This window comes from Cytobacillus oceanisediminis, from assembly GCF_003182355.1.
GTDB classification, from domain to species: domain Bacteria; phylum Bacillota; class Bacilli; order Bacillales; family Cytobacillaceae; genus Cytobacillus; species Cytobacillus oceanisediminis_A.
Map to the genome: position 1 here is coordinate 321585 of NZ_QGTW01000002.1, position 24248 is coordinate 345832.

At 41.7% G+C, this 24248-nt stretch carries 21 protein-coding genes; 16 read left to right on the forward strand and 5 right to left on the reverse strand.

All coding sequences use genetic code 11. The features are described from left to right. The first annotated feature begins 149 nt into the window (after window positions 1-149). The 11 genes from DFO73_RS05850 to DFO73_RS05900 all read left to right on the forward strand — a co-directional run bounded on the left by DFO73_RS05850 (window position 150) and on the right by DFO73_RS05900 (window position 13279). Window positions 150-851 (forward strand): alpha/beta hydrolase, encoded by a 702-nt coding sequence (locus tag DFO73_RS05850; RefSeq protein ID WP_181395933.1) that lies wholly within the window; start codon window positions 150-152, stop codon window positions 849-851. 16 nt (window positions 852-867) lie between these two features. After that, on the forward strand, window positions 868-2178 hold the full coding sequence (locus DFO73_RS05855; protein WP_110063842.1) for an ABC transporter substrate-binding protein: 1311 nt from the start codon (window positions 868-870) through the stop codon (window positions 2176-2178). 148 nt (window positions 2179-2326) lie between these two features. Continuing rightward, on the forward strand, window positions 2327-3061 hold the full coding sequence (locus DFO73_RS05860; RefSeq protein WP_110063843.1) for an N-acetylmannosamine-6-phosphate 2-epimerase: 735 nt from the start codon (window positions 2327-2329) through the stop codon (window positions 3059-3061). Then, a complete protein-coding gene (locus tag DFO73_RS05865) occupies window positions 3033-3890 on the forward strand; it encodes a MurR/RpiR family transcriptional regulator (protein ID WP_258309268.1) in 858 nt (285 codons plus the stop codon). Before DFO73_RS05860 ends, DFO73_RS05865 begins: the two co-directional genes overlap by 29 nt. A gap of 256 nt (window positions 3891-4146) precedes the next feature. Continuing rightward, window positions 4147-5055, forward strand: coding sequence for an ROK family protein (locus tag DFO73_RS05870; protein WP_110063844.1), 909 nt, complete (start codon window positions 4147-4149; stop codon window positions 5053-5055). After that, window positions 5055-5930 carry a carbohydrate ABC transporter permease gene (locus DFO73_RS05875; RefSeq protein ID WP_110063845.1) on the forward strand — a complete coding sequence of 292 codons (876 nt, stop codon included), beginning with the start codon at window positions 5055-5057 and terminating at the stop codon, window positions 5928-5930. The genes DFO73_RS05870 and DFO73_RS05875 overlap by 1 nt, the downstream gene beginning before the upstream one ends. Window positions 5931-5934: 4 nt before the next feature. After that, window positions 5935-6825, forward strand: a complete 891-nt coding sequence (locus DFO73_RS05880; protein ID WP_110063846.1) for a carbohydrate ABC transporter permease — start codon at window positions 5935-5937, stop codon at window positions 6823-6825. Further along, the gene (locus tag DFO73_RS05885; protein ID WP_110063847.1) at window positions 6822-9416 is read left to right on the forward strand and encodes an alpha-mannosidase; all 2595 of its coding nucleotides are present in this window, start codon (window positions 6822-6824) and stop codon (window positions 9414-9416) included. Before DFO73_RS05880 ends, DFO73_RS05885 begins: the two co-directional genes overlap by 4 nt. After that, complete coding sequence (locus tag DFO73_RS05890; RefSeq protein ID WP_110063848.1) at window positions 9413-10960, forward strand: DUF4127 family protein; 1548 nt, start codon at window positions 9413-9415, stop codon at window positions 10958-10960. Before DFO73_RS05885 ends, DFO73_RS05890 begins: the two co-directional genes overlap by 4 nt. Before the next feature lie 4 nt (window positions 10961-10964). Next, window positions 10965-12539, forward strand: coding sequence for an FAD-dependent oxidoreductase (locus DFO73_RS05895; RefSeq protein ID WP_110063849.1), 1575 nt, complete (start codon window positions 10965-10967; stop codon window positions 12537-12539). 359 nt (window positions 12540-12898) lie between these two features. Beyond that, a complete protein-coding gene (locus DFO73_RS05900) occupies window positions 12899-13279 on the forward strand; it encodes a hypothetical protein (protein ID WP_258309271.1) in 381 nt (126 codons plus the stop codon). A gap of 266 nt (window positions 13280-13545) precedes the next feature. On the opposite strand, the gene DFO73_RS05905 is transcribed toward DFO73_RS05900, so the two are convergent. Further along, window positions 13546-14268 (reverse strand): hypothetical protein, encoded by a 723-nt coding sequence (locus tag DFO73_RS05905; protein ID WP_110063850.1) that lies wholly within the window; start codon window positions 14266-14268, stop codon window positions 13546-13548. A gap of 224 nt (window positions 14269-14492) precedes the next feature. Here DFO73_RS05905 and DFO73_RS29200 point away from each other — a divergent pair, with 224 nt between their 5' ends. Together DFO73_RS29200 and DFO73_RS05915 are read left to right on the forward strand one after the other, a co-directional pair. Continuing rightward, on the forward strand, window positions 14493-15026 hold the full coding sequence (locus DFO73_RS29200) for an HTH domain-containing protein (RefSeq protein ID WP_258309272.1): 534 nt from the start codon (window positions 14493-14495) through the stop codon (window positions 15024-15026). A gap of 10 nt (window positions 15027-15036) precedes the next feature. Next, window positions 15037-15984 (forward strand): YifB family Mg chelatase-like AAA ATPase, encoded by a 948-nt coding sequence (locus DFO73_RS05915; RefSeq protein WP_258309284.1) that lies wholly within the window; start codon window positions 15037-15039, stop codon window positions 15982-15984. Between the two features lie 217 nt (window positions 15985-16201). On the opposite strand, the gene DFO73_RS05920 is transcribed toward DFO73_RS05915, so the two are convergent. The 3 genes from DFO73_RS05920 to DFO73_RS05930 form a co-directional block, all read right to left on the reverse strand. After that, a complete protein-coding gene (locus DFO73_RS05920) occupies window positions 16202-16927 on the reverse strand; it encodes an acetoacetate decarboxylase family protein (protein WP_110063851.1) in 726 nt (241 codons plus the stop codon). Window positions 16928-17011: 84 nt separating this feature from the next. Continuing rightward, entirely contained in the window at window positions 17012-18457 is a 1446-nt protein-coding gene (locus DFO73_RS05925; RefSeq protein WP_110063852.1) for a sodium/proline symporter, read from the reverse strand. Between the two features lie 132 nt (window positions 18458-18589). Continuing rightward, on the reverse strand, window positions 18590-19306 hold the full coding sequence (locus DFO73_RS05930) for an acetoacetate decarboxylase family protein (protein WP_110063853.1): 717 nt from the start codon (window positions 19304-19306) through the stop codon (window positions 18590-18592). A 515-nt stretch (window positions 19307-19821) separates the two neighbouring features. Between DFO73_RS05930 and DFO73_RS05935 the strand changes: the two genes are divergently transcribed. Further along, window positions 19822-20592, forward strand: coding sequence for an acetoacetate decarboxylase family protein (locus DFO73_RS05935; protein ID WP_110063854.1), 771 nt, complete (start codon window positions 19822-19824; stop codon window positions 20590-20592). A gap of 55 nt (window positions 20593-20647) precedes the next feature. On the opposite strand, the gene DFO73_RS05940 is transcribed toward DFO73_RS05935, so the two are convergent. Continuing rightward, entirely contained in the window at window positions 20648-22084 is a 1437-nt protein-coding gene (locus tag DFO73_RS05940; RefSeq protein ID WP_110063855.1) for a sigma-54 interaction domain-containing protein, read from the reverse strand. 483 nt (window positions 22085-22567) lie between these two features. Between DFO73_RS05940 and DFO73_RS05945 the strand changes: the two genes are divergently transcribed. Then, a complete protein-coding gene (locus DFO73_RS05945) occupies window positions 22568-22912 on the forward strand; it encodes a DUF2294 domain-containing protein (protein ID WP_110064012.1) in 345 nt (114 codons plus the stop codon). Between the two features lie 179 nt (window positions 22913-23091). Further along, complete coding sequence (locus DFO73_RS05950; protein ID WP_110063856.1) at window positions 23092-24150, forward strand: ABC transporter substrate-binding protein; 1059 nt, start codon at window positions 23092-23094, stop codon at window positions 24148-24150. The last annotated feature ends 98 nt before the right edge of the window (window positions 24151-24248 follow it).

The following is a 24248-nucleotide window of genomic DNA, read 5'->3' on the forward strand; positions in this document are numbered from 1 at the left end:
AGTTGAAGTTTTTCTCCACCTTTACATAAAAAAATGAAGAATATATTCACAGGAAATACATATTGTGGTAGTATGAAACCAAGATATAGAATTTTCTGAAAATAGAAGGCGAGGGGGCTTCCATTCATTCAATCATTGAGGAACGTGTTTTGAACAGTTTGGTTTTAGGAAAATCTCAAAAGTATTACTTTCTTCATAGCAATGATAGAAACAGAGATTCTATTCATCTGCTATTTGTCCAGGATGGGGAAGATTATCTTGAATTGGGTGATCTTCAAGCTTGTTATGAAAGGCTGCTGGAAGAACAGCCAGCAGCTGCGCAGAGTCTGGTCATGGTTTTAATTCCGCCCGGATCTTCGCTTGAAAGATATGAAAGCTATCATCCTAAAGGGTCCCATCATCGAAAATTTCTTGAATTCTTTCTTAAAGAACTGGTTCCGGAAGTAGAGAAACATTTTACAGATCAAGATATTCAAATACGTAACAGAGGATTATTGGGTGACTCTCTTGGAGGAGCAGTAAGTTTATCGATTGTCTGCCGGCAGCCGAATCGTTGGACACACCTGCTATTGCAATCAGCCGCACTATCGGAGATCCATCACCAGGAAGCTGCCAAACTGGGAGATTTGAAAAACCTGAGCGTGTATCAGCTAGTGGGAAAGAAGGAGGATGAGTTTGTTTCTCCTATTTCCAATCAGAAGCTTTTCATTTTATCGCATAATCGCCGGATGAAGGAACTCCTCGAAACACAGCAGGCGGATGTTACATACATAGAAGAGGATGAAGAGCATGTATGGGTTTTCTGGCAACGGGATTTGCCCAGAGCCATTTCATATTTTTTAAGCCATTAAAGGGGGAAAAGCAGGAATGTTCAAGAAAAAGCATTTACTTATGATTTTGGCTTTAGTCTTCACAATGATTTTTTCTTCTGCCTGTAATAAGGAAACAGCCGGTGAAGATAAGGGCCAAAAAGATAGTGCCAAATCGGGCGAGCCAATCGAAATTGAGTTCTGGACGATGCAGCTGTCTCCAACCTTCGATGATTATATCAAAGGTGTAATCGCTGATTTTGAAGCTGAGAATGAGGATATAAAAGTAAAATGGGTGGACGTGCCTTGGGGTGACATGGAAAAGAAAATCCTTGCTTCCGTTGCTTCCAAGACGGCTCCGGATGTGGCAAACCTGAATCCGCAATTCGCTGCGAAGCTTGCAGAGCTTGATGCTCTAGTAAACATGGATGAAGCAGTACCGGAGGATGTTCAAAAGGAATATTTCGAGGGTGTTTGGAAATCGAATACGTTTGATGGAAAGACGTTCGGTATTCCTTGGTATTTATCTTCCCAGGTGACAATGTACAATACAAAGATTTTCGAGGAAGCTGGCCTTGATCCCGAAAAAGCTCCGGCAACATTTGAGGAATTGGCCGAAGTAGCAAAGCAAGTGAAAGAAGAAACAGGGAAATACGCTTTCTTCCCGCCGCTTGATGGAAGCCATTTATTAGAAGCACTTGTTATGATGGGTGTGGACCTTACAAATGAAGATATGACAAAGGCTGCTTTTAACACGAAAGATGGCGTCGCTGCATTCGAATATTTCGTAGACTTATATAAAAATGATTATATTCCGCGTGAAGTACTGACAGAAGGGCACGGCAAAGCGATTGATATGTATAATGCCGGACAGCTGGCTATTTTAGCATCAGGTCCGCAGTTTTTGAACCAGGTAAAAGAAAATGCGCCTGACATTCTTGAAGCTACAAAATCAGCTCCGCAAATTACAGGAAAAACAGGCAAGAAAAATACGGCTGCCATGAACCTGGTTGTTCCAAAGCAAAGCGAGCATCAGGAAGCGGCTATTAAGTTCTCTATTTATATGACTAATGCTGAAAACCAGGTTGAATTCGATAAGATTGTGCCAATCCTGCCATCTATTGAATCTGCGCTTGATGATCCTTTCTTCAGTGAGCTTCCAGAAAACCCAACTCCTATTGATGAAGCTAGGATTGTATCTGCAGGACAGCTGAAGGAAAGTGAAGTTCTCGTACCGCCAATGAAAAATTACGAAGAGTTAAAGACAGCCATGAACGAGGCACTTCAAGGTGCTATGCTTGGAGACCATACACCGGAGGAAGCAGTCAAGCAAGCGGAGGAGAAATGGAATGAGCTTTTGGCTCAATAGCCGTTCAATTTGGGGAGGGAGAATTCTCCCTCTCTTTTTTCTATAAAAGTCTTTGCGCAGAGAGTAGTGTTTACTGCTAAGGCAGCCATTCAGGAGACATACTTTCTCCGCAAAGAGCTTTTAAAAAAGAACTACATAGGACATAGAAATGGTGGTGCTGGAGTTGGGTGATAACCAATTTTTTCAGAAAATCAAAGGGAAGCTGATTGTTTCTTGCCAGGCATTAGAAAATGAGCCGCTCCATGGCTCAGAGGTTATGGCGAAAATGGCTGCAGCTGCAGAAATCGGAGGAGCAGCGGGGATCCGGGCGAATGGAGCAGGAGATATAGCTGCCATTAAAAATAAGGTCTCTTTGCCGGTCATTGGCCTTGTGAAAAGGGATTATCCTGATAGTGAAGTGTATATTACCCCAACTCTAAAGGAGATAGACGAACTGATTGAAGCGGGGGCTGACATGATCGCCATGGACGCAACAATTCGTAAAAGGCCGAACAGCGAGAGTTTAGAAAACCTTGTTCATTATGCAAAGAAGAACAATAAACTTACCATGGCTGACATCTCCACCTATGAAGAAGGGATACAAGCAGCCAAGCTGGGATTTGATTGTGTATCCACCACGATGAGCGGCTATACAAGCCACTCCGTCAATCAGACAGGTCCTGATTTTCTGCTGATTGAAAAATTGGCCAAAATCCTTGAAATTCCAGTAATCGGTGAAGGCCGAATCTCAACTCCTGCGGAAGCGCAAACCGCCATTCAATCTGGCGCTTATGCCGTGGTGGTCGGTTCCGCCATTACAAGGCCGCAAATCATTACACAAAAATATGCTGATGCTATTTCAAAGGAAGTGAATCATGATGCCCGTACAAAGTACTCCATCTAAAAGTAAAATGAATGTGTTAATCAATAGTTATTACCCATCCCTGACAAAGTCTGAGCAAAAGGTGGCATCTGTCGTTCTTGAGCAAATGGATAAGGTCATCTATTACTCTGTGACGGATTTGGCTGATATAGCGGAGGTCGGAGAAACGACTGTTCTGCGATTTTGCCGAAAAATCGGTCTTAAGGGATATCAGGAATTTAAATTGGCCATTGCCAAGGATTTATCTGTTTCCGGGCAGAATGATACAAGTGAATCTCAGCCCTTAAGCCTGGTGGATTCCATTGCGCAATATACCAAAAATGCTGTTGATGAAACGGTCAATATGATCGATGAAACGGTGCTTCAAAAGGCAATAGAACTTTTGTCTGCCGCAAGTTCTGTACACTTTTTTGGTGTTGGAACCTCCGGGCTGTCTGCACTGGACGCGAAGAATCGGTTCCTGCGGATCGGGCGCCGCTTTGATGCAATCATTGATCCGCACATCCAGTCGATGACAGCCGCAACACTTGGGCCAAATGATGTTGTGGTGGGATTAAGTATATCAGGAAGCACGAAGGATACCATCGATTCTTTACATATCGCAAAAGAAAATGGAGCAAAGGTGATTGCGATCACCTACTATGCCCGCTCACCTATTACAAAGGTTGCCGATAATGTTTTATTATGCGGAGGGAAGGAATCTCCGCTCGAAGGCGGGTCCCTCGCTGCCAAAATATCGCAGCTGTTTGTTATTGATCTGTTAAGTACAGGACTTGCTTTACAGGATAAAAATTATACGGTCGAAATGAAGGAAAAGACAGCACAGGCCGTAGTCGGGAAGATCTATTAATTAGGCTCTGTTTAAGCTTATTGTTGATTTTAGCGCCTTGTTGATTGGAGCGGAAGGCGCGAGATCCTCGAAAAATGCTCTCGTATTTCCTTCGTGCGGTGTTTATTCAAGGATGCTTATAGGAAGACCCCGCAGGCGCTAACGCCGAGGAGCGTCGGACCGCCCGCGGTTCGCTGAGTGCCTGGAGCGGAAATCAACAGGCAAAAGTAACAGAACCATTAATTAAAAAGGAAACCGGAATAACCGAGGTGAGATCATGAAAGCCATTGGAGTAGATATCGGCGGAACCGGTGTAAAAGCAAGCATCATCGACGAAAAAGGCCGCATTCTTTATGCCGAAAGCACAGCGACCATCCTGACAAACGGACGTACCGGGGTCCTCGAGTCGGTCTTTTCTGTTATTGATTCCCTGCTGAAAAAGGAAAAGTCGATCATCGGAATTGGCGTTGGAACTGCTGGGAGGGTTAATGCGATAACAGGCGAGGTAGTTTATGCTACAGCTAATCTTCCCGGCTGGCAGGGGACAAAGCTGGCTGGAATTTTATCCAAAAAATATGGTTTTCCTTGTTTTATTGAAAACGATGCGAATGCTGCTTTGATCGGAGAAGTATGGCAGGGAAATAAAGCGGCATACCCTTCCATTACCATGCTGACTCTGGGTACTGGCGTCGGCGGTGCCAATATGATAGATGGGAAAATCGTCAGCGGGGGACATTTTCAAAGCGGCGAGTGGGGGCATGCTGTTCTTGTGCCGAATGGGCGTCCATGTAATTGCGGCATGAGAGGCTGTACGGAGCAATACTTATCAGGGAAAGCACTTGTTCGGCTTGCCAATGAACAAACAAATAGACAGTTTAATCATGGTAATGAAGTCTTTGAAGGTTTGGCCGGTGATTGTGAGCAATTGAAAGCTGTCGTCCATACGTATATCGATTTGCTGGCTCTGGCGATTTATAACATTTCAGTGACTCTCGATCCTCATGCTGTCATTATTGGCGGGGGAGTGATTGATTCCAGAAAGCATTGGTGGACTCTTCTAATAGAAAGATTAAGAGATTATCATGTACAGGCTGAGGTTTTTCCTGCAGTGCTCGGGAATGCTGCCGGCATGATGGGAGCAGCCAAGCTTGTTTTTGACGGTTTAAAGAAAAGAGGGGAAGCATAATGAAAAGAAGTCCTATCACACCATATTTGTTTTTGCTTCCGGGCAGTATCATTTTGGGGGCATTTATTTTCTATCCGATGCTGAATGCGATCTGGTTAAGCTTCACCGATTACAATATGGTAACGGAATCGAGCTTTATAGGGTTTGAGAATTATAAAGAGCTATTTGCGGATAAGCTCTTTTGGAAGGTGTTAGGCCAGACATTCCTTTATTTAATTGTTGTTGTTCCCATACTGGTCATATTGCCGATCTTTTTGGCGATATTGGTTAATCAGCAAGTAAAGGGGATTTCTTTTTTCCGTTCGGCTTACTATGTGCCTGTTGTCACTTCCATGGTTGTGGTCGGCATCATGTGGAAATGGGTTTACGCCGATACCGGAATCTTAAATTATTTTCTGCAAAGCATCGGGATTATTGACGAGCCGGTGCACTGGCTCACATCTACTTCCACTTCCATTTTTGCCGTCATGGCTGTAACCATCTGGAAAGGCCTTGGCTATTATATGGTTATTTACCTGGCAGGTTTGCAGTCGATTCCCTCAGACTTATATGAAGCTGCCGACATTGATGGGGCAAGTAAATGGAAGCAAATTATTCATATTACCATTCCGCTCTTAATGCCTTCTATTTTAATCGTTTCGATTATGTCATCCATCTCAGCGATGAAAGTATTTGAAGAGATTTACGTGATGACAGGCGGAGGTCCTCTTAACAGCTCAAAGACTCTGGTTTTTTATATTTACCAAGAGGCTTTTGAAAAATTGAAAATGGGCTATGCGAGTGCTGCGGGAGTGGTCTTATTCCTGATAACACTAGTGCTCTCCATCATTAATATTAAGATGATGGGCAAAAAAGAAGAAGCCATAAAGGGGTGACAATATGAATTCTCCAATAATCGAAAAAACGGCTCAGCAGCCAATTGAAATAAAAACGAAAAGAATATCTGTAAAAAAAGCAGTCAAACTGACATTCACTTATGCTCTGCTGCTGTTTGTTACTCTTATTACAGTTGGTCCTTTTTTATGGCTTGTCTCTACCTCTTTAAAGTCTGGAGGAGAGAATATCTTTCAATATCCTCCACAGCTGATCCCGGAAAAAGTGACCTTCAGCAATTATTCAAGTGTCATGGAGGCTTTCCCTTTTTGGCGCTATTTATTGAACAGTACCATCGTGTCTGTCCTGACAGTCGTGCTTAATCTGATCTTTTGTTCACTGGCTGCCTATCCTCTTGCCCGAATGAAATTTAAAGGAAAAAATATTGTCTTCCTTTTGATTATCAGTACGATGATGATCCCTTTTCAATTGCTGATGATTCCAATCTATCTATTATCCTTGAATCTTGGATTGCAGAATACCTATGCCGGATTGGTGCTTCCTCATGCCACGACTGCGTTTGGGATTTTCCTGATGCGCCAGGCATTTTTAACGATTCCTTATGAGCTTGATGAATCAGGGAGAATGGATGGGGCCAATGCCTTTCAGATTTGGTGGAGAATATTGATTCCTCTCGTCAAGCCATCCCTTGTCACGCTCGCCATTTTTACCTTTGTCTCGGCATGGGGCGACTTTTTATGGCCGCTCATCATTACCAATGACTCAAGTATGTACACATTGCCGCTTGGCGTTAACGCACTTGCAGGCAACTTCTCCTCCAACTGGAGGCTAATTGCTGCCGGTTCAGTTATTTCAGTTCTGCCTATTATCATCTTCTTTGCCCTTATGCAGCGCCATTTCATCGAAGGAGCGATGAAGGGGGCCGTCAAGGGATGAAGGAACAGGGCCTTACCTGCTATATCGTCTTTCAAACTCACTGGGACCGCGAGTGGTATTTTCCCTTTGAAGTATTTCGCCACCGTTTGATCCAGGTGATCGAGAGGGTGGTTGATGGGTTAGAAAAAGGAGAATTAAAGCAGTTTGTCATGGACGGGCAAATGGCTGCGCTTGAAGATTATCTTGAGGTTTGTGAGGAGGATGCGGGGGAGCGGTTGAAAAAACGGATCTCCGAAGGGAGAGTCATTATCGGCCCATGGTATATCCTTGCGGATGAGTTTTTGGTTTCCGGGGAATCGCTTATTCGGAATTTGGAGATGGGGCTGAAGCTTGCTGGGAAATACGGCAATCCGCAAATGGTGGGCTATCTGCCCGATACGTTTGGCCATGTCAGCCAGATGCCGCAGATTTTGCAGGGGTTTGATATTGATAACGCGATTCTCTGGAGAGGGATAAAGCCGGAGAAATCGGAATTTTTTTGGGAGGCGCCGGACGGTACGCGTGTTTTCACTATATTTCTGCCTGAAGGATATTACCAGCCGATTCTGAATGAAGAGGACTATAAGGAGAAAATTCAGGCCTTTTTAGATAAAGTAGTGCCTTATGCTTCAACCTCAAAGGTATTGCTGACAAACGGCGGCGATCATCTCATGCCTAAGGCTGGAAGCATGTCGGAAAAGATTGATGAGCTGAATAGCCAGCTGGACCCTGTCTTTATAGAGAGAAATTATGAGGAGTATTTACAGGCGGTTCGGGGCGAAGTTAATGAAGAACTTAACACACATATGGGTGAAATGAGGGAGAATGACCATTGCTATATTCTCCCTAATGTTCTTTCAGCAAGAACTTATTTAAAGCAGCAAAATCAATGGATGGAGGATGAGCTGACTGGCTATGCGGAACCGCTGTTAGCTCTGGCTGGTAAACACCCAAAACGATATCTTGATGAAACCTGGAAGCTCTTATTAAAAAATCAGCCTCATGACAGCATTTGCGGCTGCAGTGTGGATGAAGTCCACCGTGAAATGGAAAATAGAACGATGAAATTGGGTCAGCGAATGGAACTGCTGCAGAACGAAGCACTAATGGCTTTAGGGGCTTTTGATTCATCAGTTAGCGGGAGCGGATTGCGAAAGCCATTTGAAGATGATGGCAGGTTTCTCGTGTTCAATCCTCATCCGTATCCTTATACAGGCTGGGTGAAAGGGATTGTATGGCTTCAAGAGGGAAGCAGGGAACATTTTGCATTAAGAAGTTCCGCTGGGGAAATCTATGAGCCTATCATTCTATCAAAGGAAAAACGAAGATTCTTTGAATCACCTTTGGATGCTTTTCCGGAATTTAGAGAAGGAATTTTTTATGAAGTGGCATTTTATGCAGAAAATCTGCCTGGACTTTCAATCAGTGAATTTACGGTTGTAGAAGGTGTGAACCTTGTATTGCAGGAGGAAGAAACGGCTAGCATAGAAAACAAGCATCTTACTCTTACTTTGGAGCAGGATGGAACTTTGACCATGATAGACAAAAAGGCAAATGTGGCCTATAAAGGACTTCAGCAATTCTACAGCAGTCTGGATGCCGGGGATGAGTATAATTACTCCAGGCCTTTAAAGGATATCGTTTCAAATGCTGTGCTGTCTGAAAACCCATCGGTGAAAAAGGCAGAAGGTGTTCAAATATTAAACTATAAGCTGGAGTTAGAGATTCCTGCCGGGTTAAATGCAGAACGCAATGGTCCGGCTGATCAGGTTTTGAAGACAACTCTTTCTGTGGAAGTGAAACTGTTCAAGAATATGACCAGGGCTGAGGTAACGGTTAAGGTTGAGAACAGGGCAAAAGATCAGCGGTTACGGGTGAAATTCCCGCTTTCAGCAACGATCCCATATACATACAGCGATACATCCTTTGACATTGTCAGGCGGGAAGCGAAGAAAATGGAAGTTTTCGATGCTCCGAAGCAGAGGGAAGTGCCAGTAGTGGTAGAACCAGCGTATTCATTCATTCGGGCTGACGATAAAAGAAAGGGCATTGTTTTCTTTCAGAGGGGGCTGCAGGAATACCAGATTACTTCTGACGGTGTAGGGGATGTATTGGAACTAACCTTGCTGCGCAGTGTAGGCTGGTTATCCCGTGATGATTTAAGGTCTCGAGGGGGCGGTGCTGGCCCTATGCTGGAGACTCCCGATGCGCAATGCCTTGGAAGCTATGAATTTACATATGCTTTTGGTCCTTTTATGCCTGAACTTTCGAATATGGAGATTGCAAGGGAAGCACGTGAATTCAGAGTTCCTGCAAAGATATTTTCGGGGAAGCTGAGAGAGGATACAGGAGCTTTAATTGAAATTGATAATGATACGCTTCAATGGAGTTCAATACGTCCAAGTGATGACGGTTTGCTTATAAGGCTGTGGAACCCTTCTGAAATTTCCCAGCAGATGAGCTTTTCAAGTATAAGAGGAATTGACCAGGTTACTAGAGTTACTCTCGGAGGCAAGCAGCTAAGCGAGATTAAAGGATTAAAAGATTCGATATTACCGAAAAGGATTTCCACTTATAGGATTCAATTTACTGAAGGCGGGGGAAAGGGATGAACCGAAAAATTGCTTTAATTCCTGTAGATGCAAGGCCTGTTACACGGGAGCTTCCCTGCCAGATTGCAGCGATAGGCGGATGGCAGGTACTAGTGCCTGAAAAAAGTTACTTGGGATTCTTAAAACAGTCCGGAAACATGGAGGGGCTTGTTCATTGGCTGAAGTCCATTGCTCCACAAGTGGACGGCTTTGTTATTTCTGCGGACATGCTTGGCTATGGAGGTCTAGTACCTTCCCGAATTAATCAGGACCGGGAGGAAGTTATTTTATCCAGGGTGGCGATTTTAAGGGATTTAAAAAGGCAATATCCCGAAAAGAAAATAATGGCCTTTAGTGCAACCATGAGGATCTCCAACAATTATGTGAATGAAGAAGAAAAAGAATACTGGCAGGATTATGGGGAAGAAATCTGGTCTTACTCCTATCATTCTCATAAGTTTGAGAAGACAAGAGATGCTGCTTCCGCCATTGTCATGGCTGAAATGGAAGCTAAAATTCCGGCAGACATTTTAGAAGACTATCTGGAAACACGGGAGAAAAACTTCAATGTGAATAAAGCGCTTCTTGGTTATATGGAGGAAGGGGTCATTGATGTCCTTGTATACCCGCAGGATGATACCTCCGAGTATGGGTTCAATATCCGTGAGCAGGAGCTTCTAGCGGCTGAAATCCTTAAGAGGTCCCTTTTTTCAAAGGTATGTATCTATCCGGGGGCTGATGAAGTAGCGAATACATTGGTTTCAAGATTGATTTATGCTTTGGAAGAAATACAGCCACCCAGGTTTTTCCCCTTCTATAGCGGAGAAAAAGGAGCCCTTTCTTCAGCCATGTATGAAGATCGCCCCATCGTGGAGTCGGTCAAAGGGCAAATTTACGCCTTTGGCAGCCATACGGTGGACAGTGCGGAAATCGCAGATGTTATCTTTGCGGTTAATGTTCCCGGTAAAAAGCAAGGCGATCTTGCGCTGCAAACAAACCTAGAAGGTGTCCATACGGCTGACCGCAATATTGGAGAATGGATCGAGCGGATAAAGTATTACATCCGTAAAGGCAAAAAAGTCGCCATTGCAGATGTGGCCTATGCCAATGGGGCAGACACTGCCATGATGCCGTGGCTGCTGGACTCTATCGACATTAGTGATCTTTCTGGCTTTGCAGCATGGAACACCGCCGGCAATACGATTGGAACCGTAATAGCGCAGGCTGCCATGATTCATCTGCAAAAAATGAAAGGAACCCTTCCAGAAGAGAAAGTAAGGGAACGGCTCCTTAACCAAACCGTCCTGCGGCTTCTCGACGACTATGTATACCAAACCATCGTGCGTCAGAAAGTGAGGCATTCTGTAGATGAAAGTGAAATTGAAGCTGAGGAACTGCTCAAAACGGTAACAGAAGTGTTTTTGAAAGAAGCCTTGCCCTTCTTAGAAAATTTTAACCTAAACTATGAAATAAAAATCTATCTCCCATGGCACCGAACCTTTGAAGTTGGGTTGGAGATAAAAAAAGGTACCAGGTACCACCCGAATTTTGTCGAAAGGAGCTGATTAAGTGCAAAGGGATTTAAGTGCAGACATTGTGATTATTGGCGGTGGTCTGGGCGGTTGTGCTGCTGCATTGTCAGCAGCGAAGATGGGTTTGAAGGTGATTATGACAGAGGAGACTGATTGGATTGGCGGGCAGTTGACCTGTCAGGCTGTTCCCCCAGACGAACACAAGTGGATCGAACAGTTTGGATGCACCAGGACATACCGAGAGCTGCGAATTCGGATTAGAGAGTACTATCGCAGGAATTACCCGCTAACAGAAAGGGCAAGGAAAATAGAATATTTAAACCCGGGTAACGGCTGGGTAAGCCATCTTGCCCATGAACCCAAGGTGGCGCTTGCTGTCCTGAAGGAAATGCTTGCTCCCTATATTAGCAGCAATAAAATAAGCCTCTTAACGGGGTATCGACCAGTAGAGGCGGAGGCTTCAGGAGACAGCGTTGAAACCATAACCGTCGAACATACACAAACAAAGCGGAAGCTTATCTTAAAAGGAACCACTTTTTTGGATGCGACAGAATGCGGGGACGTGCTTCCTCTAGCGGGAGTGGAATATGTTACTGGAGCAGAAGCAAAAAGGGAAACAGGTGAGCTGCACGCACCTGACGAAGCTTCACCTCAGGATATGCAGCCGATCACTCATGTTTTGGCTGCCGACTATTTGGCAGGGGAAGACCACACCATTGAAAAACCGGCCCAATATGAATTTTGGAAGGAGTATCAAGCCCCATTCTTAAAGCATAAGCAATTAAGCTGGCTTGCTCCTGATGCTAATACAGGCGGTTCGAAGGAATTTTCCATGTTTCACACAGAGAACCATTGGGGTTTATGGGATTACCGTCGTATTATTGACCCTTCTTTATATAAAAGAGGTTTTTATGAAGGAGATATTACCCTCATCAATTGGCCGCAAAATGATTATTGGCTCGGTTCTATTATTGATGTAGGCGAAGCGGAGAGCCAAAAGCATCTGGAAGGCGCAAAGCAATTGAGTTTGTCCCTCCTATATTGGCTGCAGACCGAGGCGCCTCGGCCTGATGGAGGCAAAGGGTATCCGGGAATAAGGATAAGACCTGATGTGCTGGATACAGAGGATGGATTAGCCAAGTACCCTTACATACGAGAATCACGGCGGATTAAAGCACAATTTACAGTTGTAGAGGAACATATCAACGCAGAAATCAGAGGGGATAAGGGAATTGAAAGATTTGAGGATTCAGTGGGAATAGGCTGTTATCGAATCGACCTTCACCCAACCACCGAAACGAATACTTTTTTTTATACTGAAAGCTATCCCTTTGAGATTCCGCTCGGCAGTTTGCTGCCTGTACGAGTTAATAACTTGCTCCCGGCCTGCAAAAACATCGGCACCACCCATATCACAAATGGCTGCTATCGAGTCCACCCGGTGGAATGGAATATCGGCGAATCTGCAGGCTTCCTGGCTGCCTTCTCAATCCAAAAAGGCATCAATCCAGCCAAAGTGCGAGAAGAAAAGGCACTACTAAAAGAGTTTCAAAGTTTGTTAGAGGAAAATGGTGTACAGCTTCACTGGCCTGATGGAGTTGGGCCGATATAAGTGGTACCAGGTACCACCCGAATTTTCTTGTTTCACAGCTAAGTTTCACGATAAATAACTGCCGATGCTTTTGCGTTGGTGGTTTTTTTAGGTTATATGAAGAAGTTAATTAGAGTGCTATAACATTTTTTTATGAATAAGGGGCATGGGCGAAGGGAGAAGAACTCATGTCTTTCTGATATGATGTACTTAAATATATAGAATCGTGGTTATTAATTATTGCAAATCATATGGTATGGGGGAAGAAGTATGGTTGGTATAAAATCAGTAATCTTTGATGGTGAAACAATCTATGTGTTTAAAAGTGCTATCTATATTTTTGAATATTCTTCTGGAAGTACTTGGAAGTATGTGTGATTGTGAGTGAAGTTACGCTTAGAAAATACGAAGATAGGGAAAGTTTGATAGCAGAAATAGAATTGGAAGATGGACGGCTAATAAGTTCATTTATGTTTCTAAAATCGCTGCCGGGCAAGCTGCCTAGGCTTAATTTAGTCTGGGAACTGGATGAGGGTGAAACATACGAAGATATCCTTAGGGTAAGTGAAAGTGATTTGGCATTTCCGGATATTGAAGAAGGCATCACGCTAGAGGATATAAGGAAAGTGGAAATGCCAAATGAAAAAGTTACACTTAAATTAACTTTGCCTATTGATCAAGTGGAGTGGCTGAAGGAGAAGAAGAACAAAGAACTGAGTCAAATTTTTAAAGAGTTGTTAAATGAGTATTTGCGTGGATGAACTTAAATAGTGTCTTACCCTAAATACGTTTGATAGGTATAGAACCTTTTTCTTATGTAAAAAAGAGGGTGTACTAGGACATCCTCTTCTGTCTATTCTACTTCAACTAGTACATCAGCCCACTTATCCGTTTTTACCGGACCACTTATAATTTCAGGGCTATATATATTTAAATAATAAAAGCCAGGTTCATTAAAGATATGTCTTAGAGCCAAATATAAAAAGACTAGCTTGCATCAGGCTAGTCTTTCAAGTTTTTATACCTATTATAGAGCTTCCTTTACCTTACTCAATAAAGCGGTCTCACGGGCTTTCTTAGCAGCCTCATACTCTTCTTTAAAGCTTTCAGCATGGGAAGGGCTAAATCCGTTTTTCTTTAAGTCTTCTTGCAATGCCTTATATATTTTATTAAAGGCAGCATTTGTATTGCTTTCTAGATCAGAGCTTGCAGTGGTGTATTTTTGGTAGAAATACATATACGATATAGAATCTCCCTTAAGCTGTTGGTCGGAGAATTCTTTATAGGCTTGTGCAATAAGAGAATCAATCTTTTTGTTTGCCTGTTTTTGCAGGTGTTCAAAAGATGGATAATACTTCTGTTTGATGCTGACAACTGTTGGTTCTGCCGGCTGGTTATAGTTTTTTACTACTTGGGCCTTTGAACCTTTTTTATCCTGGTCTGCTTTTTCAGCCTTTGATCCTTCATTAGTAACGTTAGCTGCTTTTGCATTTATTACAATTGAGGAAGTGTTTTTACTGCTGCTTTTTCCCCAAACCGTATTGCTGGTTTCCTTCCCTGAAGTTTCTTCAGTTAATACAACTTCATTATCTTCTGGCAAGTTAATATCATATTCGGTTTTGGTGATTTCCTCAACCTTCTTATCTGCGATATCATACGTTTTCACCTTTAAAAAATAGTAGGTAGTTCCACCAGCTCCAGCCATTAAAACAAGGACTAAAGAAATAAGGATTTTCCAGACCTTTTTCATTTCGTAAGATAAATCTCCTCTCAAGATGTAAGTTAGCATTAGAATTCTATCACAAAAATGAAAGTATTTGGAAATATTTTTAAGTGATATTAAAAAATAGGTAATACGGATTATAAAAGAACTACTTTTCATTATGGATATGTTATTATCTTCCTATATTTAATGTTTCCAACCAGTGGAAACATTAAACAGAATAGAACAGAAAAAGAAGGGAGAAAACGAATGTGATTGAAGAATCACACCAGAAAACGATGAGGATGCTGTCCCTTTTTGAACGTCTTAGCCAAGGTGATGTGATAAAAAAGCAGGAGGAAGCAGAGCATTTTCATGTAAGTGAAAAAGCGATTCAAAGAGATATTAAGGATTTACGAACTTATTTTTCAAATTATAAATATAATTCTTTATCTAAAAGCATTATCTTTATTCGAAAGGAAAAAGGATACATCCTTAGAAGGAGTAATAATATTGGACTTACAGCAGAAGATGTATGGGGAATAGCGAGGTTATTAATTGAAAACAGGGCTCTTCCAGAGATTCAGTTGAAGCAGGTGATGCTTCCGGCTGTACTTGCTGCTAAAAAGCTAGGATTGAAAAAACTATATATGCCTTTTGATGAAAGACTTCCCGTTTTGGAATTTAAGGATCTAGAGATTGTGTATATTACTTCGTTGGAAGAGGTTATTCTTACCTTAATGGGCAAGGGACCATCCCGTTGTTCCCTAAGCGAAAGTAATCGAGAACCTTTCGAATTATACTGATTTTCAGCAAATCGTTGGCCATTCATATGCGAAATTCACCTTAGAAGTAGCGGCCGCTGGAGAACACCATGTTTTTATGACCGGGCCTCCGGGCTGCGGGAAAAGCCTTTTGGCAGAAAGCTTTCCTTCCATCATGCCCCCATTATCGAAAGAAGCTCAGCTTGAAATGATAAGTTTACATCAGCTAAGCGGGGGTTCTTGGGAACATACAGATCTGCCGCCTTTTCGTAATCCTCATCATTCCGCCTCGGGTGTGTCGATCATTGGAGGAGGCCAATATCCAAGGCCAGGGGAGGTCTCTCTTGCTCATCGAGGAGTGCTATTCCTGGATGAAATAGCTGAATTTACAAAGAAAACCCTTGATATGCTTCGCGAGCCTTTAGAGAGTGGCAAAGTCAGCATTAGCCGGACACAAGCAACGGTAACTTATCCAGCCTCTTTTATTTTGATTGGGGCAATGAATCCTTGTCCGTGCGGCTATTCCGGTTCTAATACCCACTACTGCACCTGTACCCCAAAACAAATTATTGCCTATCAAAATAAGCTATCAGGTCCATTAAGAGACCGTTTCGATATTAATCTATCATTGGGCCCTGTCGATTTGAAATCCGTTAATATGAGAAAGGAAGAATTATCGTCTTCCATCAGACAGAGAGTTGATGAGGCAAGAAAAAGGCAAAACGAGCGATATGGAAGTGAAATTGGCAATAGCCGGGTCTCCTATGGCACCCTATTGAAAACAAGTCCCTTAACAGCTAAACAGCAGCGGACGCAGCAATTCTCTTATAAGAAAAATTGGAGCAACCGAACCCAAATAAAAATCATTCGTCTGGCTCGAACTATGTCTGATATACAGGGGAGTACTGGAATTTCGGATCAAAGTATTTGGGAGGCGGTGAAGTTGAATAGTTTGGTAGAGAGGAAGGGTGTAATTGGAGTGAAGGTGAAGGGAAACTGATTTAAACCATGCTAAATTCAGTCCATACTCTGAGCTATGTTAAAAAAGGACCTAGTGTAGTAAATAGATCAAAATCATAAAAAAGACCACCGTTTTCCATGTGAAATGGAAGTACCTTGTTAGTGTTAAAGTGAAGGCTAAAAATATTAAAGTGCAGGACTCTGCATTTTTCCTTTGCAAAGTTCTGCACTTTTATTTTGCAATACACAGATAGATCCTATTTAACTTGTTCCATTACATGTTCAATCACTTTGCCATAGGTTAAAGTAAAGTCCCCTATGACAAATACTCCACCGAGTACTTCTATAGGGCCTAATTCCGCAAGGGGGTCAAAGGTTGAGTGTTCCCAGTTTACGGTTGCGTTTCCATATTGTTTTGTATGAATGATAGAATCCTCGAATTCATTTAAGATCACTTGATCCATGTCTGTGCCATATTGGTCTGCTTTTGGCATGCGTTTTATTTGTAGCCTTGGGAATAGGTTTGGTGGATTTACCCTGGCCTTTTCGTCTAGCGTTAACGAGATATCGATAATCGTTTTTCCTTTACGGGTGATTTTTCCGTGTATCTGCCCATCCTTTTCTGTATAGGTAACTTCAGCTAGTTTTTTAGGGTAACCCCATATTTCTCGGCCTGCACATAGTGCATCATCCGTATCAACATATTCAAAGGCCATATATGCTCCAACCCTATCTTTGTATTTACATGGTATGACAATGCCGCCTTCGGAATAAGGATCTAGTCCTTCTATTTGATCATTTTTTAATACAAAGATTTCAAATGTATCGGATACAAACTCGAACTTGCTTGGTAAAAATTTTTCGATCGCATCACGATTTCCGCGACAATAAACACTTATTTTATGATAATTTTTATAATGATAAGGCAATGGCGGATATAGTGGTGCATATTCCGGTAATACGGTATACTCAGGTTTTATCATTGAAGTGCCTCCTTATAAACATTTAATGGATAATGAAAAAAGAATTACCCAAAAAGTATATACCCTTTGGGTAATAACTCTGTTTTATAGTTTTATATTCGGACTTTCTGCTGTCACGGACTGATCCGGGATTACTTTACTTACTATTAAAATAGCTAGTGTAGCACAAATCATTCCAGGAACTACCTCCATCATATAAGCACTTAGCCCTGCTACGTACCATATGGAAGCAGATAGAGTCCCGATGATCATACCTGCAATAGCCCCCCATTTACTTACCTTTTGCGGAGCAGCTACAAGAAACACTAATAGTGGTCCAAAGGCTGATGCCATTCCTGACCAAGCATAGACGACCAAGGCAAATACTGTATCTATATTTGCTAAAGCCAGCCCTGTTACAATCAATCCTAAGATAATCATCGTAATCCTCGTGTATTTAATCAACTGCTCTTGACTGTACTCTTTCTTACTAAAGGATTTCAACAGGTCACTTGAAATAGTCTGAACAGCAAGAAGCAATTGTGAAGAGAAGGTGGATTGTATAGCTGCAAAAATAGCGCCTACGACGATTCCTGCTATAATCGCAGGCATGATTTCAATGACAGTTGCAGGAAAAGCAAATTCTGGGTCAGCTAAATCAGGTAAAATGAGACGTGCACATAATCCTAAAATACTGGAACCTGTCATTACAATAACTGCCCATGCACTAGCGATCCAAGTTCCAGCTGCAAGAGAATGGTCATCCTTGGCAGAGAAAAATCTTTGTAGAATATGAGGTTGACCGACTTCTCCCAACCCATAGAAAAGCAGACCAGCAATAAAGCCAAATGCTGCTGAACCAGTAGCTCCCGCTGCGGCAGAACCTAGAATGGGGTCAACCGCTAACAATTGAGCCCATAATTCACCCCAGCCTCCAAGGGAGAAAGTTAAGTACAGCGGGAAGAAAAATAGTACGCCAAGCATGATAAATCCTTGAACTACATCTGTAAATACAACTGACTTATAACCTCCAGAGAAGCAATAAGCGATAACAAAGATAGCGCTGCCGATAAGACCGATATTGTAGTCGATCTCTAATAAAACATTGATCGTCTTACCAGCGGCAGTAAGCTGTGAGGCCATATAAGGTATGAAGAAAATAACAATTAAGAACCCTGCAATTATTTTTACTAAATGAGATTTATCATTTAATTTTTTTTCAAAAAAGTCAGCCACACCTAATGCTCCCAAATTTTTACCTTGCTTTCTTAGTCTTGGTCCTAAATATAACCAATTGAAAAGAACGCCAACTACAAAACTAGGTAACATCCACATCGTAACGGCGCCCATAGTATAGGAAAAGCCGACTGCACCAATGAAAATCCAGCCACTGGAATCGGTAGCGCCAGCACTAATCGCAGTCGCAACAGGTCCGAAGCCGCGTTTCCCAAGAAAATAGCTTTCCTCTGTATCACCATTTCCACGGCCTGCATAAATCCCGACAATAAATACTAAAGCCAAATAGATAAGGACTGTAATAGTAAGAATCAATCCTCATCACCTACTCTCTTAACTGCCTTCAGCAAAATAGCCGTTGCAAAAATGGTCAAAATCGGTACTCCGATATAAAGGAAATTTACAATAAGCGGTACTCCCATCATCTTTTGACCCCCTCGTTTACATTTAGATTAGTTTATCGAGAATCTTTGCCCAGCCGTTCTCCTCCGTTGCATAATAATCACCGATGACATAGGTGCCACCAAAAACCTCAATTGGAACAAATTCATCTAAAGGGTCATGTTCAAGACCCTGTAAATTCACTTCAATTGGCGCTTCCACTCTTGACTTCGTGATAAAATCCGGTGAAGTATCTCTGCTTAACACCATTTGCGTCAAGATTCCAGGACCATCAGGCCGAGGCATTGTGTATAGTAACAGGTGCGGATAGATAGGTGTCTCGGGTAAAGCTTCCTCGAGACTGTTATTCAAATCCATTTCCAACCGCATTAGTTCTACTCCATCTTTTGTAACAGCAGCTGTAACTTTTCCGTCCTTCTCTTCCAAAGAAGCATCGGCAAATTTTTTCGGATACCCCCATAGCTCTCTTCCGGCGATACAGGACCAGGTAGTATTTTCATATTCAAATAGATAGTACCCGCCAATAACGTCTTTATATTTAACTGGAACAATAACCCCTACATCATAAAAATTCCCGTTGCTTGCATTGCCAAAATCGGCGATTGTTAAAATAAAGTGATCGCTAATATACTCAAACGGGGTCTGCTCCAAGTATTTTTTGATCAACTCGGGTGTGGTGCGACAGTAGGCAGTAATGGTTTTTAAATCTGGACAATGATAAGGAACCGTAGGACTTTCAAATACAGGTGCTTGGACAGGCATATTGTTTCCATTTGGAACCTTGTAAGGTCTTTGTACGAGATCATCTCCTTTTTTGTGTTGTAGGACGCGCTCCTATATAACCATGATGCAAGATGTATGCCAAAGCGAATTGGCCTATGTACTGGGGAACAAATGTATAATCTTTTTGCAAAAAAGTACTGAAATTTCGGTAAACAACCGATTTTTCGGTATTTTTTTCGTGTGTAAGAAGAGGGGTTTTTATAAAAAGTGAATATCCAAAGGGTTTCACCTTAGAGAATTTTTGGCATAGTTCTTGCTTTTTACAGGGTAGTTACTTTTAAAAAGGCTATGTTAAAGCTTATTGTTGATTTTAGCACCCTGTTGATTGGAGCGGAAGGGACGAGACTCCTGCGGGAGAAGCGTGTCAACGGGAGACCCCGCAGGTGCGAACGCACCGAGGAGCGTCGGACCGCCCGCGGAAAGCGAGTGCCTGCAGCGGAAATCAACAGGCAAATTTAACAGAGGCTTAAAAAAAATCCCCAGGAGGAATTTCAATGAAAAAACCGTATGAAGTACAAAATTTTTGGACCGTTCCGATTCAGGCTCCGCTGGTGGACGCTTCTTGCTTCCCGCCTTTTTCATGTGAAAATTGCAAAACCTTAACAGCGTATTTTCGGGCCAATCCGGAGATTATAAAAAAGTATTTAGTCCCGCCCCCTTTTGAATATGTAAGTGATATCGTATATGCGTATGTTTCTGATTTTACAAATGCCGATCCAAACGATGGCTATAATCAGGGATTTTATGATTCGGGTCTCGTTATTCCAGTCAAATATAAGGGCAGGGAAGGCGTTCATGTGCTTTATGAATATGAAAACCATGATTATGCCATTGCTGCTGGGCGTGAGCTATGGGGTTATCCCAAAAAATATGCTGAAGCCAGCACGAAAGAGGAAGATGGGAAAGTTATTGGGATTGTCCATAAAAATGGAAAAGATATTATCCGACTAGAGATGGATGCATCCAAGGAGTTAACTCGTCCGATTGCGAAGCCTGCTCTCTTCCCTCATTTTCAAATAAAGGTTGACCCTAAGCCGGATGGACCAGGAATTGATTCTAAAAAAATTCTTTCTCGTGACTCTTCAATGGATTTTGTTACGAAAAGCTATGTTGAACGAGAAATCAAGGTGGAACTTCAGGGGATTCCTCTTAATCGGTTAGACGAATTTCAGCCACTGGAGATTCTTGGCGGAACTTACACAGTTGGTGATTTCCACTGTACGATGGAAAATGGCTGGGCTAAAGTGGAAGAAGTATTGATTTGAAACCTTGTAGAAGAGCCTGCCAGAAAATCTATTCGATTTTCAAAGCAGAGGCTCTTTACTTTATCATGGTTTCCCTTCGGAAATTCCTTAACTTATATTTATCTATTTTACTGTTTAAGGTTTGCTGGGGGATATCTAAATCCCGAGCAGCTCGAGCAATATTCCCTGCAGATTGTCGTAAAGCATTTCTAATAAGTTCTATTTCTATTTGTGATAACGTCTCCTTCAAACGGACTCTTTCCCCAGCTGGAGGTTTCATTTCATTCTTTATCTTAATCGAAAAAGGGGTATTTAACTTAATTTCATCAGCACCAATCAATTTTTCCTTGGCATAATTCATTGACCGTTCAATTGTATTTTTCAGCTCTCTGATATTGCCCGGCCAGTGATATTCCATTAGTAATTCAATGGCATTCTCGTGCAGCCCTAATATATTTTTATTTACTGTAGGATTCAGCTCTTGAATAAAGTAATCTGCTAAAATAGGAATATCCTCTTTCCTATCCCTTAAAGGGGGTATATCAATATTTAGAACGTTGAGTCGATAGTATAGATCCGAACGCATCTCGGCATTTTCAAGAATCTTCTGCGGAGCTATATTTGTCGAAGCAATAAGGCGAAAATCAACAGGGATTTCCCTCTGTCCGCCAACTCTCTGAACTTTTCCTTCTTGAATGACACGAAGAATTTTCGCTTGTAAATTCAACGGCATGGAGTTTATCTCATCAAGAAAAATAACTCCTCCATTCGCACACTCAAATAATCCTGGCTTGTTCTCTGCACCAGTGAAACTCCCTTTCACCGTTCCAAATAAGATCCCCTCTAAAAGTGCCTCGGGAATAGCCGCACAATTAAATGCAATGAAAGGAGCAGAATGAATATTTTTACTTAATGAAAAGACAGCTTGGGCAACTAATTCCTTTCCTGTACCCGTTTCACCATAAATAAGAAGATTAGAGGAACTATTAGAGCTGATTAATATCTGTTCCTTCAATCTCTTTATCGCAACACTTTCTCCAATGATGGAATCTAACGTATAATAAGGAGATTTACTAGCTCTGCTAACTTCTCTTTTATTATTTTCTTTAGGATGGATCATTCTGCTTTGGGCAAGTTGTTCTGATAAATTGTTTATTCCTGTTAAATCCTCTCCAAATTCAAAGGCACCAATGACCTGCCCATTTTTTACTATAGGATAAGTATTGGAAATAGAAATCCGGCGCCTACCCTCGATATCAAAATACTCCGTAATCTGTTCTTTAATGGGAATGCCAGTTGCAATTACCTTAACAAAGGTGCTGGAGTCTCTTTCTAAATTTTGAAACACATCAAATATAGAGCGATTAAGAACATCATTCCCTCCAAAAAAGGTTTTGCAGGCCATCTCATTTACATATACAATTCGATATTCCGAATCAACTATATAAACTGATTCCCCGATCACATTCATAATTGATTCAAAAAGGCTATCGTTCAACATTACATTATTCAAAATCCCCACGTCCTTTCATGCTATTATTATTTTTATTATATTCTGAACATTAATATAAAATCTAGTGGGACAAGGGGACAGGTCCCTTGTCCCTTGCATCCATCAGGATATGACTACTTACATTGCTGTCCCGGAACCTTTTAAGGAGCAGGTGGTGCATGAAATTCGTTTTCCAGATAGGATGAAAATGACAGGGAGGCGAAAGCCTCCTGTCATTTTTTAGAGTGACAGGAATTTATTTTATTTGGAAAATATATATTATACCTTTTCGTTCTTTTGTTTTATAATGAAATCAGTTCTTTTTTAAAATAGGAAACAATCTGATTACTATCCGATTGTTCGTAAATCAACAAGATGTAATTCTTAAATAAAGGGATTATCCAATTAACTCATCATATTTTTAATAAAATCCGAATATTAGGTTGAAAAAGTTGCTTAATATATGTATAATTCGAAATAACAGCGTGAGGGCAGGTGATAGATATCTTACCTTCAAATACGAATGAAACCAAAAAATTTCTAGCTCATCTGTATAATGAGGTGTCAAAGGAATTGGTCGGTGCTGGAACAACGCTATTAAAGGTTAGCGTTGATAAAGGGCTTATTACATTTCAAGCGAAACATCGCCGTTCTCAGCGTTCAGCCGCTTTGGAGGGAGAAGTTCCAAGCTTGAAGCAGGAAGTTGACTTCCATTTGTCACTTCTTTATAAGAAGAAATTAAGGCAAAAGCTTGAAGAACAAACGGATTGGGAGATTGAGGCCATTCTCAGGGATTACGACTCCGCCACGCAGCTTGCCTTTACCAATATTGTGTTAAAAGAAAAATAATCTGGATTTCCTGATGGATTTATCTTGATGGAAGGCTGGACGTAACACCGTTTGATTTATCTGACCTTTGTTTACAAAGAGAAGACAATCTTAGGTAGAATTTTTTAATTCTATTTAAGATTGTCTTTTTTTATAAAAAATAAGTAATTTTAAATACTAAAAAAATGGAGGTTGTTCAAATGAAAAAGTGGCTTACTGTTTTACTGTTGTCTTTCGTATCCTTGATTTTGGCTGCATGCAGCGGTGGAGATGAAAAGGATACCGCTGAAAATGGAGAGGCGCCAAAAGAATTGGTCGTTTCCACTTGGGGCTTTGCGGAAGATTTCTTCCGTGAAGAGGTGTATAAACCATTTGAAGAGGAACACAATGTCAAAATTGTTACGGAAATCGGCAATAATGCTGACCGCTTAAACAAAGTAAGAATGGGAAATTCCGAGGTTGATGTGATCTTCTTATCTGATTATTATGCACAGCAAGGAATTAATGATGAGTTATTTGAAAAAGTGGATCGCAGCAAGCTGACAAATGTGGACAAAATTTATGATACTGCTAAAGCACCGCTTGGTGAGGAATATGGTCCTGCTTATACCATCGCCCAATTTGGCATCGCGTATAATTCGGATGAAGTCAAACAGCCAATTACGAGCTGGAAGGATTTATGGAATCCAGAGCTTAAAAGCAAAATTACGATTCCGGCCATTACTTCAACATCAGGACCCATGTTCTTAGATGCAGCTTCCAAGGTTAGCGGAAGTACTGAGTTTAATGAAGATAAAGCTTTTGCACAAATGAAAGAAATTATGCCAAATGTTGTAAAAGAATATAGCCAAACTTCTGAATTTGTCAATATGTTCTCTCAAGGTGAAATTGCCGCAGGTCCTATAATGGAAATGTACTTTGCCTCTTTGCAGGAGGCTGTTCCAAATGCTAAATTTGTCAGCCCTGAAGAAGGCGGCTATGCTGTCATGAATACCGTAAATGTGGTAAAAGGCACGAATCAGAAAGACTTAGCTGAAGAGTTTATCAATTACATTTTAAGCAAGGAAGTACAAGAGAAGTCAGCAAAAAACAAGGTGGATTCCCCTGTTAATACCGAAGTAGAACTAACAGAAGAAGAAGCAAAAGGATTAACGTATGGTGAAGATGTAGTGAAAACTCTCCATACGTTAGATATGAAAATGGTCAATGAAAATACTAAAACATGGATTGACCGCTGGAATCGGGAACTGATTAAGTAACACGAGATTCAGCGCCTGCCCTAGGGCAGATGGATTCCGCCAACCAGTCATTTTTCGCGGAGTACATTTGCCTGCCGGCCAAGGCGCTTACTCTTTAC